12 protein-coding genes are annotated in these 15115 nt (G+C 73.1%); 4 read left to right on the top strand and 8 right to left on the bottom strand.

Translation table 11 applies throughout. The features are described 5' to 3' along the window. Positions 1–2 precede the first annotated feature (2 nt). Positions 3–986 carry an ArsR/SmtB family transcription factor gene (locus ACSMXR_RS25005; RefSeq protein ID WP_473169967.1) on the bottom strand — a complete coding sequence of 328 codons (984 nt, stop codon included), beginning with the start codon at positions 984–986 and terminating at the stop codon, positions 3–5. 103 nt (positions 987–1089) lie between these two features. Between ACSMXR_RS25005 and ACSMXR_RS25000 the strand changes: the two genes are divergently transcribed. Together ACSMXR_RS25000 and ACSMXR_RS24995 are read left to right on the top strand one after the other, a co-directional pair. Further along, the gene (locus ACSMXR_RS25000; RefSeq protein ID WP_473169966.1) at positions 1090–2343 is read left to right on the top strand and encodes an MFS transporter; all 1254 of its coding nucleotides are present in this window, start codon (positions 1090–1092) and stop codon (positions 2341–2343) included. Continuing rightward, positions 2340–2924, top strand: coding sequence for a sugar O-acetyltransferase (locus ACSMXR_RS24995; RefSeq protein ID WP_473169965.1), 585 nt, complete (start codon positions 2340–2342; stop codon positions 2922–2924). The genes ACSMXR_RS25000 and ACSMXR_RS24995 overlap by 4 nt, the downstream gene beginning before the upstream one ends. A 105-nt stretch (positions 2925–3029) precedes the next feature. Here the strand turns inward: ACSMXR_RS24995 and ACSMXR_RS24990 are convergent, their stop codons facing one another. Further along, complete coding sequence (locus ACSMXR_RS24990; protein ID WP_381853718.1) at positions 3030–3533, bottom strand: DUF4265 domain-containing protein; 504 nt, start codon at positions 3531–3533, stop codon at positions 3030–3032. 311 nt (positions 3534–3844) lie between these two features. Between ACSMXR_RS24990 and ACSMXR_RS24985 the strand changes: the two genes are divergently transcribed. Continuing rightward, positions 3845–5620 (top strand): coagulation factor 5/8 type domain-containing protein, encoded by a 1776-nt coding sequence (locus ACSMXR_RS24985; RefSeq protein WP_473169964.1) that lies wholly within the window; start codon positions 3845–3847, stop codon positions 5618–5620. 103 nt (positions 5621–5723) lie between these two features. On the opposite strand, the gene ACSMXR_RS24980 is transcribed toward ACSMXR_RS24985, so the two are convergent. From ACSMXR_RS24980 to ACSMXR_RS24955, 6 genes are all read right to left on the bottom strand, one after another. After that, on the bottom strand, positions 5724–6992 hold the full coding sequence (locus ACSMXR_RS24980) for an ATP-binding protein (RefSeq protein ID WP_137231860.1): 1269 nt from the start codon (positions 6990–6992) through the stop codon (positions 5724–5726). A 116-nt stretch (positions 6993–7108) separates the two neighbouring features. Beyond that, entirely contained in the window at positions 7109–8485 is a 1377-nt protein-coding gene (locus ACSMXR_RS24975; RefSeq protein WP_376187552.1) for an alpha-amylase, read from the bottom strand. A 298-nt stretch (positions 8486–8783) separates the two neighbouring features. Then, complete coding sequence (locus ACSMXR_RS24970) at positions 8784–10940, bottom strand: hypothetical protein (RefSeq protein ID WP_473169963.1); 2157 nt, start codon at positions 10938–10940, stop codon at positions 8784–8786. A 175-nt stretch (positions 10941–11115) separates the two neighbouring features. Beyond that, the gene (locus tag ACSMXR_RS24965) at positions 11116–11595 is read right to left on the bottom strand and encodes a DUF6113 family protein (protein ID WP_218524845.1); all 480 of its coding nucleotides are present in this window, start codon (positions 11593–11595) and stop codon (positions 11116–11118) included. Then, positions 11592–12521: an N-acetyl-1-D-myo-inositol-2-amino-2-deoxy-alpha-D-glucopyranoside deacetylase gene (gene mshB / locus ACSMXR_RS24960; RefSeq protein ID WP_364891591.1), complete on the bottom strand. Its 930-nt coding sequence runs from the start codon at positions 12519–12521 to the stop codon at positions 11592–11594. The genes ACSMXR_RS24965 and mshB overlap by 4 nt, the downstream gene beginning before the upstream one ends. Positions 12522–12605: 84 nt before the next feature. After that, positions 12606–12800, bottom strand: coding sequence for a hypothetical protein (locus tag ACSMXR_RS24955; RefSeq protein ID WP_010063247.1), 195 nt, complete (start codon positions 12798–12800; stop codon positions 12606–12608). A gap of 176 nt (positions 12801–12976) precedes the next feature. Here ACSMXR_RS24955 and ACSMXR_RS24950 point away from each other — a divergent pair, with 176 nt between their 5' ends. After that, positions 12977–15103: a S9 family peptidase gene (locus tag ACSMXR_RS24950; RefSeq protein WP_381789837.1), complete on the top strand. Its 2127-nt coding sequence runs from the start codon at positions 12977–12979 to the stop codon at positions 15101–15103. The last annotated feature ends 12 nt before the right edge of the window (positions 15104–15115 follow it).

Raw genomic sequence — 15115 nt, 5'->3', positions numbered from 1 at the left:
CGTCAGCCCGCTCCGCGCACCACCACGTCCCCCGCCTCCGTACGGAAATAGAGCACGGAGCGGCCCGCCCGGCGGCGGCGCACCAGCCCGGCGTCCAGCAGGATCCGCAGATGGCGGCCGACCGAGCCCAGCCCCTGGCCGGTCAGCGCGACGAGCTGTGTCGTACTGAGCGGAGAGGCCAGCAGCACCAGGACGGCCGCCCGGGCCGGGCCGATCAGCGCGCCCAGGGCCGCGGGAGCGGGTACGGGCCCGCGGCCGGTCTCGGCGAGCGCGCCGGAACACGGGTACACCAGCCCGTACCGGTGCGGGATGTCCCAGCAGACCCAGCACCGGTACGGGGTGACGGGGATGAACAGCAGCTGTGCGCGGCCCAGTTCGCGGGGCGGGTTGTCGTGGGTGTTGATCTGGAGCCGGCTGTCGCCCAGCCAACGGACGCCGGGGCGCATGCCGTTCAGCGCCTCGGCCCAGCCGCCGCTCCCCAACTGCGCGGCGCGGGCGATCACATCGGCCTCCAGGATCCGCCGCCGCCTCGGCCAGTCGGGCAGCACGGTCTGCGTCCAGACCCACTCCACGAGGTCGGCGGCGCGCTCGGCCAGGTCGTCCCGGTCCAGCGCGGCGGGCAGCGGCCCGCCCAGCGTCTCGGCCAGTTCGGCGCGGGCCCGGCCGGGCGGGGTGGCCCGGATCCGCGCGAGCTCCTCGGCGAAGGAGGGCGGGGGCCGGCCGGGCGGGGCGGGGTCGGGCGCGGGGACGAGGAAGTCGGCGGTCCAGCGGGGCGCGAGGGCGGAGCGGATCACCAGCGCGGAGACCGGCTCCTCGGCGGTCCGCCGGCGGTACGCGGGCAGATGGGTCTCCAGCCAGGCGCGCTCCCCCGGGTGCGCGGCGGTGGCCCGCTCCAGGACCATCAGGCTCGCGACGGCCTCCGCGAGGGGGGAGACGACGAACCGGCTGTTCGCGAGCGTGTCCGCACCCACCTGCCACCAGCCCACACGCCCCACCGCCCGTCGTTCTCCGCCTGCCGCGCGCCCCCGCGCTTTCGCGTCCGCGCGAAACAGTAACGGTCCCGGCGGCGGCCTCCGGAGACTCCGCATCATGCGCACCTACCGCGAACTGTTCCGGACCCCGGAGTTCACCCCCTTCTTCGCGGCCGTCTCCGTGCAGACGGCCGCCCGGACCGCGACCGGCCTGGCGCTGGGCACCCTCGTCTACGCGCGAACCGGCTCGCCGCTGCTGTCGGCGCTGGCGATGTTCGGCCCGTCGCTGGCCCAGGTCGCCGGGGCGCTCACCCTGCTGTCGGCGGCGGACCGGCTGCCGCCGCGTGCCGCGCTGACCGCACTGGCGCTGCTGTCCGCGGGGGCCGCCTGCGTCCAGGCCGCGCCCGGGCTGCCGCTGTGGGCCGCGTTCGCCGTCCTGCTGGTGGTGGGCACGGTCGCGGCACCGGGCGGCGGCGTACGGTACGGGCTGCTCAACGAGATCGTTCCGCGCGAGGGGTTCCTGCTCGGCCGCTCCGTGCTCAACATGACGGGCGGGGCGATGCAGATCTGCGGGTATGCGGTGGGCGGGCTGCTGGTTGCGGTGTTCTCGGCGCGCGGCACGCTGCTGATCGGGGCGGCCCTGTACGCGGTCGCGGCGGCCGTGACCCGGTTCGGGCTGACCGCCCGGCCGCCCCGGGCCACCGGCCGCCCCTCGGTCCGGGAGACCCACCGGACGAACGCGCTGCTCTGGTCGTCCACGCCGCGCCGGTACGTGTTCCTGGCGCTGTGGGTGCCCAACGGGCTCGTCGTCGGCTGCGAGTCGCTGTACGTGGCGTACGCGCCCGGGCACGCCGGGCTCCTCTTCGCCGCCGGGGCCCTGGGGATGCTGGCCGGGGACACGCTGGTCGGGCGGTTCGTCGCGGCACGGTGGCGGGCCCGGCTGGGGGCTCCGCTCAGGCTGCTGCTGGCCGCGCCCTATCTCCTCTTCGCGCTGCGGCCCGGGCTGCCCCTCGCGCTGGCGGTGGTGGTCCTGGCGAGCGTGGGCTTCGCCGCGAGTCTGCTGCTCCAGGAACGGCTGATGGCCCTCACCCCGCAGGAGCTGAGCGGCCAGGCGCTCGGGCTGAGCAGCTCGGGCATGCTCGCGATGCAGGGGGTGGGGGCGGCCGTGGCGGGCGGCATCGCCCAGCTGACCTCCCCGGCGACGGGCATGGCGGCGGTCGCGGGGCTCTCGGTGGCGGTGACGCTGGCGCTGGCCCCGGGGCTGCGTGATCGTACCGACGCCGGCGGGGGCAGACTGCTCGGAGCGAACGGATCACCGCGAGCTTCCCGTACACCCCACCCCGCACACCCCGCACCGGAAGAGACCACATGAGCGACAACGCCAGGCCCAGCCAGAAGGAAGCCATGCTCTCCGGCGAGCTGTACATCGCCGACGACCCCGAGCTGGCGGCGGAGGCGCTGCACGCGGCCGTCCTGAGCGAGCGCTACAACGCCACATCGGCCGCCGACCCCGAGGCCCGGCGCACCGTCCTGGCCGAACTCCTCGGCGAGGTGGGCGAGGGCGTGGAGGTACGGCCGCCGCTGCGGGTCGACTACGGCTACCAGACCACCATCGGCCCCCGGACGTTCATCAACTTCGGCGCGGTCCTGCTGGACGTCGCCCGCATCACCATCGGCGCGGACGTCCAGATGGGCCCGAACGTCCAGCTGCTCACCCCGACCCACCCGGTCGACCCGGAGCCGCGCCGCGCCAAGTGGGAGGCCGCGCAGCCGATCACCATCGGCGACAACGTGTGGCTGGGCGGTGGTGTGATCGTCTGCCCCGGGGTGACCATCGGCGAGAACACGGTGGTCGGCGCGGGGGCGGTCGTCACGAAGGACCTGCCCGCGAACGTGGTGGCGGTCGGCAACCCGGCCCGGGTGATCCGGAAGATCGGCGAGGCGGAGGCGTAACCCCCCGGCGCTCCGCGTACGCGCGCACCGCGCACCCGCCGTCCACCCGCGCCGTCCGCCCGCGCTCCACGCCTTGTCCCCCTGCTCCACTCCGCGCCCCGTGCGCTACGCCGCCCGCCAGGCGTCCGTGACGCACGAGACCTCGAAGTGCCACCAGCCCTCGTCCCGGCCCCGGGCCAGCAGCGCCTTGACCCCGCGCAGGTCCGCGCCGCCGGGCACGGTCAGGGCGACCAGCGGGAACTCGGCGCTGAAGACCTCGCCCGTGAGCCCGAAGCCGGCGAGCCGCTCGTGCACGGCCTGTGCGTCGTGCCCGAGCGGACCGCCCGGCACCGGCAGCACCCGCACCGTGCAGTTGCCCGACTCCGCCACCCGGCCGACGGCCCAGTGCACCCCGTCGTCGTCCGTCCGGAACCGTACGGTCTCGCCCTCGGCGACCCCGTCCTGGAGGAAGGGCACGTTGTCCACCCGCGCGGTGTCCGGGCCGAGCCGCGTCGCCCACAACCCCTCGGTGTCGTACGGCGGCCCGTCCTCGCGCGGGACGAAGCGGAACCAGACCTTGATCTGATCGGTTTCGCGAGGAGGGCGCTGCGGACCGGCGGGGGAACCCATGGCCCCATGGTCCCCCGCGGGCGGCGCGCCCGCCTGTCCACCGCGAGGACCGCGGCGACGACCAGGCACGACATCAGCTTCTGAAGCCAAGGAGCGCGCCCGTCCCGCCGGAACCGTCAATTTGGCCGCGCCCACCGCCAGTTGTTGGATCCAGCGGCATCTTCTGAGGCTCCTGATGCACACCTCTTGACGCGTACAGGCCCACCGGGGAAACATCACCGTAACGAGAGAGCGCTCTCCCAGCGCCTCCCCCCAAAAGCTCTCTCGTCCGTTCGTCGTGCACACGTACCACGACCCAGGAGACGTACCCCATGCATGCTCCCCCCACCGCACCACGCACCCGCCGCCGCACCCGGGCCCTCGGATTCGCCGCGCTCGCCGTGGCGATGCTCATGTCCGTACCCATCGCGCAGACCGCCTTCGGCGAGGAGGTCCAGGCGGTGCCGGGCGGCGGCGACCTCGGTCCCAACGTCCATGTCTTCGATCCGTCCACGCCCGACATCCAGGGCAAGGTCGACGAGATCTTCAAGAAGCAGGAGTCGGCGCAGTTCGGCAGCGACCGCTACGCGCTGATGTTCAAGCCGGGCACGTACGACGACATCAACGCGCAGATCGGCTTCTACACGCAGATCGCCGGTCTCGGGCTCAACCCGAACGACACCACGTTCAACGGTGATGTGACGGTCGACGCGGGCTGGTTCGACGGCAACGCGACGCAGAACTTCTGGCGTTCGGCGGAGAACCTGACGCTGAACCCGGTCTCCGGCACCAACCGCTGGGCGGTCTCCCAGGCCGCGCCCTTCCGCCGGATGCACGTCAAGGGCGGGCTCAACCTCGCGCCCGACGGATACGGCTGGGCCAGCGGCGGCTACATCGCCGACTCCAAGATCGACGGCGAGGTCGGGCCGTACTCGCAGCAGCAGTGGTACACCCGCGACAGTTCGGTGGGCGGCTGGGGCAACGGCGTCTGGAACATGACGTTCTCGGGCGTCGAGGGCGCACCGGCCAACAGCTTCCCGGAGCCTCCGTACACCACGCTGGACACCACCCCGATCTCGCGCGAGAAGCCGTTCCTGTACCTCGACGGCGACGACTACAAGGTCTTCGTGCCGGAGAAGCGTGAGAACGCGCGCGGCGTCTCGTGGGCCAACGGCACACCGGCCGGCGAGTCGATCCCGCTGGACCAGTTCTACGTCGTGAAGGAGGGCGCGGACGCGGCCACCATCAACGCGGCCGTGGAGCAGGGCCTGCATCTGCTCTTCACGCCCGGCGTCTACCACGTCGACGAGACGATCAACATCAACCGCGCGGACACCGTGGCCCTCGGCCTCGGCCTGGCCACGATCATCCCGGACAACGGGGTGACCGCGATCAAGGTCGGTGACGTGTCCGGCGTGAAGCTCGCGGGCCTCCTGGTCGACGCGGGCCCGGTGAACTCCGAGACGCTGATCGAGGTCGGCCCGGAGAACGCCTCGGCGGACCACTCGGCGAACCCGACGTCGCTGCAGGACGTGTTCGTGCGGATCGGCGGCGCGGGCCCCGGAAAGGCGACCACGAGCATCGTGGTGAACAGCGACGACACGATCATCGACCACACCTGGGTGTGGCGTGCGGACCACGGTGAGGGCTGGGGCTGGGAGACCAACCGGGCCGATTACGGTGTCCGCGTCAACGGTGACGACGTGCTGGCGACCGGGCTGTTCGTGGAGCACTTCAACAAGTACGACGTGGAGTGGTACGGCGAGCGCGGCCGCACGATCTTCTTCCAGAACGAGAAGGCCTACGACGCCCCGAACCAGGAGGCGATCCAGAACGGCGACACCAAGGGCTACGCCGCCTACCGGGTCGACGACTCGGTGGAACAGCACGAGGGCTGGGGCATGGGCAGCTACTGCTACTACAACGTCGACCCGACGATCATCCAGGGCCACGGCTTCAAGGCCCCGGTGAAGCCCGGCGTGAAGTTCCACAGCCTGCTCGTCGTCTCGCTCGGCGGCAACGGCCAGTACGAGCACGTGATCAACGACGTCGGATCCCCCACATCCGGCCCGGACACGATCCCCTCGCAGGTCGTGAACTTCCCGTAGTCCCTGACCCGGAGACGTACGGGAAAGGTACGGGAGAGGTACGGGAGCGGGGCCCGGCTGCTGGTGAGCGCCGGGCCCCGTTCCGCTGTCCGGCGGCGGGTGCTCAGGTGCGCCCGTACCGGATGGTGTGGTCGGCGAACTCCAGCGCCATCTCGGTGGTGACGGTGGGCCGGGTGCGGCTGATGGTGCGCAGGAAGTCCTCGGTCGTGGGGTGCGCGCGGGTGCCGGAGTCGAGGGTCCGCTCGAAGACGGCCTGGGCGACGGTCCGGGCGGCCTGCTTGATGTCGGCGGGCGTGAACCCCTCGCTGGCGTCGGCGAGCAGAGCGGTGTCGGCCTCCGCTCCCGTACGGGCGAGATAGCTGGCCCAGAGCGCGGTCCGGGCCTCGTGGTCGGGCGGCCCGACGGGCAGGACGTAGTCGAACCGGCCGTGGCGCAGGAAGGCGGGGTCCAGCGCGGCGACGGTGTTGGTGGCGCAGATCAGCAGCCGCCCGTCGCGGTCGCGGAACCGCACGATGGACTTGAGCAGTTCGTTGACGACGCCCACGGAGACCGGGTCGGCGAGATTGCGCGCCCCCGCGACCTCCTCGACCTCGTCGATGAACACCAGGACGTGGTCGAGCTGGGCGATCTCCTCGAAGCGGCGGCCGAGCCCGTTGGCGAGGCCGTCCTCCAGGGCGAGCCGGGAGGGGAACAGCTCGACGAACGGCCAGCCGAGCCGGCTGGCGACGGCCTGCGCGAAGGTGCTCTTGCCGGTGCCGGGCGGGCCGAACAGCACGACGGCCTGCGGCGGCTCGACCCCGTGCTCGTCGGCGATCTCGGGGTGGGCCAGCGGCAGCACGATCCGCCGCTCGACGAGCCCCTTCTCCTCCGCCATCCCGGCGAGCCGCTCCCAGAGCCCGGCGGGCGGTACGGTCGCGCCGAGCGAGGCCAGCACCGCGGACCCCTCGGCGGTCACCGACTGGACCTTCTCGAAGTACGTGAGCCCCCGGTGCACCCGGAACCCGGAGTTCCCGAGCGCGGTGGCCCCGGTCTCGTCCTCGGGCAGCACCGCGGCCACCAGCACCGCCCCGGCCCCCTGCAACCGGTGCTCCAGCGCGGACAGCAACGCGGTGCCCAGCCCCAGATTCCGCCAGGCGGGATGGAGGGCGATCCGCAGCACCCAGGCCCGCTCGCCGTCGACCCGCCCCACGGCGGCCCCGACGAGGTGCCCGTCCGCCACGGCCACCACCCCGGGGTTCTGGCCCTGGAGCGCGGCGACGACCTCCGACAGCCGGAACACGGCGGGCTCCCCGGTGGTCCCGCTCTCCGCGTCGAGACGCACCACGGCTTCGAGGTCCTCCGGCACGAAGTCCCGCACATGCCACACGGCCATGATCCGGTCCCAGCCCAGCTGTCGACGGCCCCCGTCCTGCCCCCGCCCTGTCTTCCATGATGGAGCGGGCGGGGGCGGGACGCCTGTCGGCGACGCCTTCGGGACCGGGCACGGCCCTACGTGTGCAGCGCCACCGCTCCGTGTGCCGGGACCGTGGCCGTCGCCGTGCCGTCGTCCGCGACCGTGACCTCGTTGCCGTCGCAGGCGTCCGGGGCGGCGGCGACCACGTTGCAGTAGGTGCCCGCGGGCAGCGTCGTCGTGAAGGTGCGGGTCAGCTCCGCGTCGCCGTTGTTGAGCGCGACGAAGCCCTTGCCCGCGCGGGCGAAGGCGAGGGCGGAGGAGCCGTCGTCCCACCAGTCGGTCAGCTCCGCGCCCGCCGTGGCGTTGTGGAAGCCGACCATGCCGGTGACCGTCTGCTGGGCGTGGACGCAGGTCCAGGCGTCGGAACCGCAGTCCGCCGCACCGCCGTTCGGCGGGCCCGCGTCCTTGTCGGACCAGGTGTAGCCGGAGAAGACGTTCGGCGATCCGTAGGGCGAGGCGAGCATGAAGACGTTGGCCAGGGTGTGGGCCGCGCCGTCCTTGTAGGTGAGGGTGGAGCCGTTGCGCTCGGTGTCCCAGTTGTCGACGAACGTACGGGCCGAGCCGCCGGGCAGTTTGCCGTCGGCGATCGACTTGAGGCCGGACAGGCCGCCGCCCTGGAAGGCGGACTTGAGGTGGCCGCCGTAACGGAACTCGTCGACGTCGCCGATCGAGGTGTACTCCTCCGGCTGGACCGCCTCTCCCCCGCCGTGGATCACCTCGGTGACCCAGAAGCCGGGGTCGTCCATCCTGCCCTTGATCGCGGCGACGTCGTCGGCGGACATGTGCTTGGCGGCGTCGATGCGGAAACCGTCGACGCCCAGCGAGCGGAGGTCGGAGAGATAGCCGGCGATCGTCGTGCGTACGGCGTCGCTGCCGGTGTCCAGGTCGGCGAGGCCGACCAGTTCGCAGTTCTGGACGTCGTCGCGGTCGCCGTAGTCCGCGATGTCCTTGCGGCAGCCGTGGAAGTCCTGGTCCTGGAAGGTGCCGGGGTAGTCGTACTTGGTGTACGCGGTGCCGCCCGTCCCGGTGCCGGACCCGGCGGCCATGTGGTTGATCACGGCGTCCGCGACCACCTTGACCCCGGCGGCGTGACAGCTCTCCACCATCGCGGCGAAGGAGTCCCGGTCACCGAGGCGTCCGGCGATCTTGTAGCTGACGGGCTGGTACGAGGTCCACCACTGGTCGCCCTGGATGTGCTCGGTGGCGGGCGAGACCTCGACATAGCCGTAGCCGGCCGGGCCCAGGGTGTCGGTGCAGGCGGCGGCGACCGCGTCGTACTTCCACTCGAAGAGGGTGGCGGTGACGGTCTTCTCGCCCGGTGGGGTCGCCTGGGAGGACCAGGGGGCGAGGACCGCGAGGCCTCCGGCGGCGAGCAGGCCCGCCAGGGTTGCGCGTGCGGCGCGGGAACTCAATTGCGGCTCCTTCGGTCGCGGGTACGGGGCGTTCGCCCGTACCCGGCGTGGGCAGCCACGCGCCTGGCTGCCGTGGGGGGAGTTCGGAGCCTGCCCGTCCGGCGATGGACACGTCAAGGTGCGTGCAACGGTTTCCAGATTGTTTCTGAAAGTTCTTACGGAACGGGCGAGTTCCCTCACGGAGTGGGGAACCCGGGGAGGCCGTCCCGGATCCCGCCCGGCCGCCGACGGCTCCGCCCCCGGCCGGAGACGTTCCCGGGCGGGGGCGGAGGGGTGGAGCGAGTGTGCTGCCGGGGCGTCAGCCCTGGCCGGTCAGGTCGATGGTGACCGTGCGCTCGGCCGGGGTCTTCCCGGCCAGGGCGGTCTTCATCGCCTGGGCCACGTCGTCCGGGCCGACCTGGTGCTTCTTGCCGTCGCCCTTGACCGCCATGATGCCGTCGAAGACGCCGTCCAGGAGCGTGTCGATCGCCTTCTTGTCGTAGACGTCGACCAGCCGGCCGTCCACGGCCTTCATGGAGAGGATCTGCGGCAGCGACCGGGCGGGGCCGAACTGGATCTGCTTGGGCCCGGCCTTGATGGTGATCAGACCGGACATCGCGGGCTCGGCGAACTCCCTCATCGCCCGGTCCAGTTCGGCCTTGGTGATGGTGGGCTCGCTGGTGGTGACGGGGAGTTCGACCAGCCGCTCCTGCCCGGTCTGCACCTGGGCGCGGTAGGCGTCCCGGACCGAGATCAGGGACTGGCCGGCGTCCAGCGTCTTGCCCGGCTTGCCCGGCACCGCCACGGCCTTGTTCGGCTCGAAGCGGATGGTGCCGTCGTTGGCGGAGCCGGAGACGCCCGCCAGGTCGGTCAGCGCCACGCCGAGCTTCTCCTCGTCGACCGGGATCACCGGGTCGGCGGGGCGCTCCCCGCCGAACAGCGAACCGATCACCGAGACGGGGTTGTAGTCGCTGCCCGCCGCGCCGCGCACGGTCTCCTGGCTGTCCAGGGTGAGACCGGCCTTTGCCGGGTCGAGCTGCTCCTCCTTGCCGTCCACCGACAGCTGGAGCGGCTTCTTGGCCCGCTCGCCGAGAGCGGCGTCGAGCTTGGCGACCGCCTCCTCCTTCGTGCCGCCGCCGATGTCGACGCCGAGCACCGTGGTGCCCTTGGGGACCTCGGCGTGGTTCAGCAGGAGGCCCGCGCCGTACGCGATGCCTAGCAGCACGACCGCGGCCACCCCGAGCAGGACCAGCTTGGAGCGGCCCTTCTTCGCGGGGGCCGGGGCCGCCGCGGACTGCTGGGCCGGACGCGGGGCGGCGGGACCGGGCGTGGGTACACCGGATCCGCCCGGACCGCCGGGGCCACCGGGTCCGCCCGCCACCGGGCCGCCGGGGGTGCCGGGACCGCCCGGGAACGGGGTGCGGGGCTCGCTGGGCACCACGGGGATGCCGCTGGTCAGCGTGTCGCCCGAGACATGGCCGCCGGGGCCGGGCTCGGGCGCCGGGGCCTGCGGCGTGAGGATCGCGGTGTCGTCGGACATCCGGGGCGGTACGCCGCCGGGGACGCCCGGGACCATCGGGCCGGGGCCGCCGAGGCCCGGGACGCCGTCGAGGTTCGGGGTGAGCGAGGAGGTGCCGGTGACCGGTCCCGTGGTGGGGCCGGACGGACCGGGCGTCCGCACCCCGGGGCCGGGGGCTTCGGCGCCGAAGGCGTCGAGCGCGCTGCGGCCGGGGCCGCCGGGAGCGCCGCCGGACTGCGGGGCGTCCGAGAAGTACGGCAGGTCGGGACGTGAGCGACCCGCGTCACCGCCGGGACCGCCGAGGCCGCCCGCTCCGGGGCCACCGGCTCCGGGACCGCCCGGGGCGCTTCCGGGGCCGCCGGGACCGGAAGGCGCGCCGCCGGGGCCGCCGGACGCACCGGTGCCCTGAGCGGCTGCTCCCGCTCCGCCGGCCGGAGTCTTGCGCGGGGCGAACCAGTCGCTGCCGCTCTTCTCCCGGGCCGGCTTCTCCGCGGGCGTCGGGTCGGCGGCCGGGCCGCCGTCCCGGGACCGGTCCGCGGGCGCTCCGCCGTCCGGGCCCGCGGCGGAACGGACGGAACGGTCGGAGGGGCCCGAGCCGCTTCCGGCTCCGGCCGAGGGTGCCGACGGAGGCGTGCCGGGGCGCGGGGTGGCGCCGGTGCGCTCCGCGTCGGAACGGCCGCCGGCGATGTCGCTCTCCGCCATCGGCGTACGCATCACGACCGGCGGGATGGGACGCGACCCGGGGATGTTGATCCGGATGCGCGTCGTCAGCGTCGTCTCGGTCTTCGGTTCCTCGGGCCGGGGCGGATCCACGGATTCCGGGTTCTCGTCAGAGCCGTCCTGCGACGGGTGCGGCGACGGATACTGGCGGGATCCGTACGGCGGCGTACCCGACGGGTACGCGGCTCCGCCGCGCCCCTGGGGCCCGGAGGACGAACTGTCAGTTTCACGACTCAAAGCAGGTTCTCCCGATTGGCTCCGCCGCCCGTACTTCCCCCATGCCGCAGGCCAGGGGACGGCTCGGCGCGCGCACCACCATACTGGCCGCCGCCGTCGGACACTCCGCGACCGGGGGAAACCTCCACCCCTGCATCACACCTGTGGGGGTCGCGGCGGACCCGGACTTGGCACTTCACGTACCGGACCGGCCGCTGCGGATGGCTGATTGCGGCACTTTGGAGGTGGTGGCGCAGATCACAGCGGCGGCCGTCCCGCCGAGCACGAAGAGCGCCAGGCCGAGTTCGTCGCCGAAGACGTAGTCGCCCTCCGACGTGCCGCTCAGCAGAACGAACACCGTGACGAACCAGCCGGCCGCCGGGGCGAGTGCGCCGAGCTGGGTGCCGACCAGGATCCGGCCGCCGTAGAAGAGGCCCGCGCAGGCCAGCAGCGCGATGATCAACCCGCCCGGGAACCAGGCGGCTTGGAGAAGCGTTCCGGCGAGGGCGACGAGCACGCCCAGCACGCCGAAGCCCAAGTAGGCGGCGATCCGGGCCGGGTTCGGACGCGCGAGGAGGCCGGTGGGCCGCTCGGGCGGCCGGGGCGGCGCGTTGCGCAGCGACGCGCGGGCGGACCGCGCGCGCTCGCGGCCCTTCTTGCCGGTGTTCCCGCTCATGCGGTGCCTCCAGCGGCGCCCGTGACGCCCGCGGTGCCCGTGGCGTCCGGCAGGCCCGCGAACAGGTCGTCCTCACGCGCGCCCCCGGGCCCGCCCGGTACGCCCCGCACCAGTTGGTAGTACTCGGACGTCAGCAGGGGCTGGCCGAGGTCGTTGGAGAGGGCGAAGAAGGGGCCGTCGACCGCGATCTGGGTGGCGTGGGCGCGCATCGCCGCCGACTTCGCCCCGGCGTACGCCGATCCGTCGATCTCCGCGGTGATCCGCTCCCCGTCGGTCACGCCCGGAACGTCGTCCACGGCGGCGATGCCGGGGAAGGCGTCCGGCGCGGTGGTGCGGAGGCGGTCGAAGGCGGCCTCCAGCACGGTCCGCTCCACCCGGTTCCAGTAGATCTTGGCGATGGTGTGCGGTGCGCCGGAGCCGTACGCCGGGTCGGCGGCCAGGTCGGCGGCGCGCATCGCGACGCGGTGGGCCTGGATGTGGTCGGGGTGGCCGTAGCCGCCGTCCGGGTCGTAGGTGACCAGGACCTGGGGGCGGACCTCGCGGATCACCTCGACGAGGTGGGCCGCCGCCTCGTCCACCGGGGTGGACCAGAAGGAGCCGGGGCGGCCGTTCTGCTCGGCGCCCATCATTCCGGAGTCGCGGTAGCGGCCCGCTCCGCCGAGGAAGCGGTGGTCGGCGACGCCGAGCTCCTTCATCGCCGCGGCCAGCTCGCCGACCCGGTGCGGGCCGAGCGCGTCGTCCCGGTCGGCGGTGAGGCGGGCCAGTGAAGGCGGGATGACCTCGCCCTCCTCGCCGAGCGTGCACGTCACCAGGGTGACGTGGGCGCCCTCGGCCGCATACCTGGCCATGGTGGCGCCGTTGTTGATCGACTCGTCGTCGGGGTGCGCGTGCACAAGCAGCAGACGGCGGGCGGGGAGGTCCTTCATGGGGACCACCCTACGAGCCCGGAGGCCCCCTGTGCCCCCGCGCCCCCGCGCCCGCCGTTCGCCGCCCGCCGCTCGCCGCCCGGGTCAGAACTTGATGCTGCTGATCATCCCCGCCACGTTGGTCGTCAGATCGGAGATGGTCGGCGCGATGGACGAGCTCGCGATGTAGAACCCGAGCAGCATGCAGACCACCGCGTGTCCTCCCTTCAGTCCGGATTTCCGGATCAGCAGGAAGACGATGATCGCCAGCAGCACTACCGCCGAAATCGAGAGCGCCACGGCGGTTCACCTCCATCAGTACGGTCGGGACGGGAGCACACGCGGAGTCAGCAGGTTCCTACCCACCGAGCGCTACGGATCATAACTATCCGTGCCAACGCATTGATCGGGGCACAGCAGCACGAGGGGCGCACGAACCGTGCCGCACGGCCGAGTTCGGGACTAGGTTCGGAGCCATGACCTCGCAGAAGCTGTCCTTTCCCCGCCAGCAAGCACGGACCCAGCGCTTCACTCTCGGCGCACCCCGCGCCTTCACCGTCTCACCGGATGAGACACGGGTGATCTTCCTCCGGTCGACGTCCGGAACCGACCGGACCAACCGGCTCTGGGTGCACGACCCGGCGACCGGCGAGGAGCGCGTCGCCGCCGATCCCGAAGTCCTGCTGGGCGGTTCGGCGGAGAAGCTGTCGGCGCAGGAGCGGGCCCGGCGCGAACGGACCCGGGAGGGTTCGTCGGGCATCGTCTCCTACGCGGTGGACGCGGCGGCGGAGTTGGCGGCGTTCGCCCTGTCCGGAAAGGTGTACGTGGCCGAGCTGCGGGCCGGGACCGCGCGGGCGCTGCCGGTGCCGGGCCCGGTGATCGACCCGCGCCCCTCCCCCGACGGCCGGCACATCGCGTACGTGGCCAAGGGCGCGCTGCGGGTCGTGACGGCGGGCGGCGAGGAGGACCGGGCGCTGGCCGAGCCGGAGGACTCCCATGTCACCTACGGTCTGGCCGAGTTCATCGCGGCCGAGGAGATGCACCGCTACCGCGGCTTCTGGTGGTCGCCGGAGTCGGACCGGCTGCTGGTCGCGCGGGCCGACGACAGCCCCGTACAGCGGTGGTACATCGCCGATCCGGCGAACCCGGAGCGCCGGCCCGCCGAGGTCGCCTATCCGGCGGCGGGCACGCCCAACGCCGAGGTGCGGCTCTTCGTCATGGACCTGGCGGGGGCGCGTACGGAAGTGGTCTGGGACCGGGCCGCGTTCCCGTATCTGGCCCAGGTGCACTGGTCCTCCGCGGGCGCCCCGCTGCTCCTGGTGCAGGCCCGTGACCAGCGCAGTCAGCGGTATCTGGCGGTGGACCCGGAGACCGGTGCGACCCGGATCGTCCATGTCGACGAGGACCCGGTGTGGCTGGATCTCTTCCCCGGGGTGCCCGCGTGGGCGCCGGACGGGCGGCTGGTGCGGATCGTGGACGAGGGCGGCGCGCGGGTGCTGGCGGTCGGCGACCGGCTGCTCACCGGGGCGCAGCTGCACGTCCAGTCGGTGCTGGACATCGGCGATTCGGACATCCTGGTCTCGGCGGTGGCCGGTGAGGACGCGGTCGAGCCGGAGATCGGGCAGATCCATGTGTACCGGGTGAACGAGCTGGGAATCGAGCGGATTTCCGAAGGGGTGGGTGTGCACTCCGCGGTCCGCTCGGGCGGTCTCTCGGTGGTGGTCTCGGCCGTTCCCGAGGAGCCCGGAGCCGCCGCGTGGGTGGTACGGGACGGCAAGCGGCTGTCCCGGATCGCGAGCTTCGCCCAGGAACCGGTGCTCGCCGCCCGCGTGACCCTCACCGAGGGGGGCGCACGGCGGATTCCGTGCGCCGTTCTGCTCCCCTCGGACTACCAGGAGGCGGATGGCCCCCTTCCGGTCCTGATGGACCCGTACGGCGGTCCGCACGGCCGCCGGGTGGTCGCCGCCCACAACGCGCACCTGACCTCGCAGTGGTTCGCGGACCAGGGCTTCGCCGTGGTCGTGGCGGACGGGCGGGGCGCGCCGGGCCGTTCACCCGCCTGGGAGAAGGCCGTACGGGACAACCTCGTGCTGACCATGGAGGACCAGGTCGAGGCCTTGCACGGGCTGGCGGACCGCTTCCCGCTCGACCTCTCCCGGGTGGCGATCCGCGGCTGGTCCTTCGGCGGCTATCTGGCGGGGCTCGCGGTGCTGCGGCGGCCCGACGTCTTCCACGCGGCGGTCGTGGGCGCCCCGGTGACGGACCAGCGGCTCTACGACACCCACTACACCGAGCGCTATCTCGGCGACCCGGCGCGGCAGCCCGAGGTGTACGCGTACAACTCGCTGCTCACCGACGACGGCCTCTCCGAGCCCGCCGCCGAGGTCCGCCCGATGATGATCGTGCACGGGCTCGCGGACGACAACGTGGTGGTCGCGCACGCCCTGCGGCTGTCCTCGGCGCTGCTGGCGGCCGGGCGTCCGCACGAGGTGCTGCCGCTGAGCGGGGTGACGCACATGACGCCGCAGGAGCAGGTAGCGGAGAACCTGCTCCTGCTCCAGGTGGACTTCCTCAAGCGGTCGCTGGGGCTGACCGGGGCCTGAGCCCCGCACGCC

This window comes from Streptomyces sp. DSM 106670, assembly GCF_055792845.1.
This window is presented reverse-complemented; position numbering and strand designations above follow the sequence as displayed.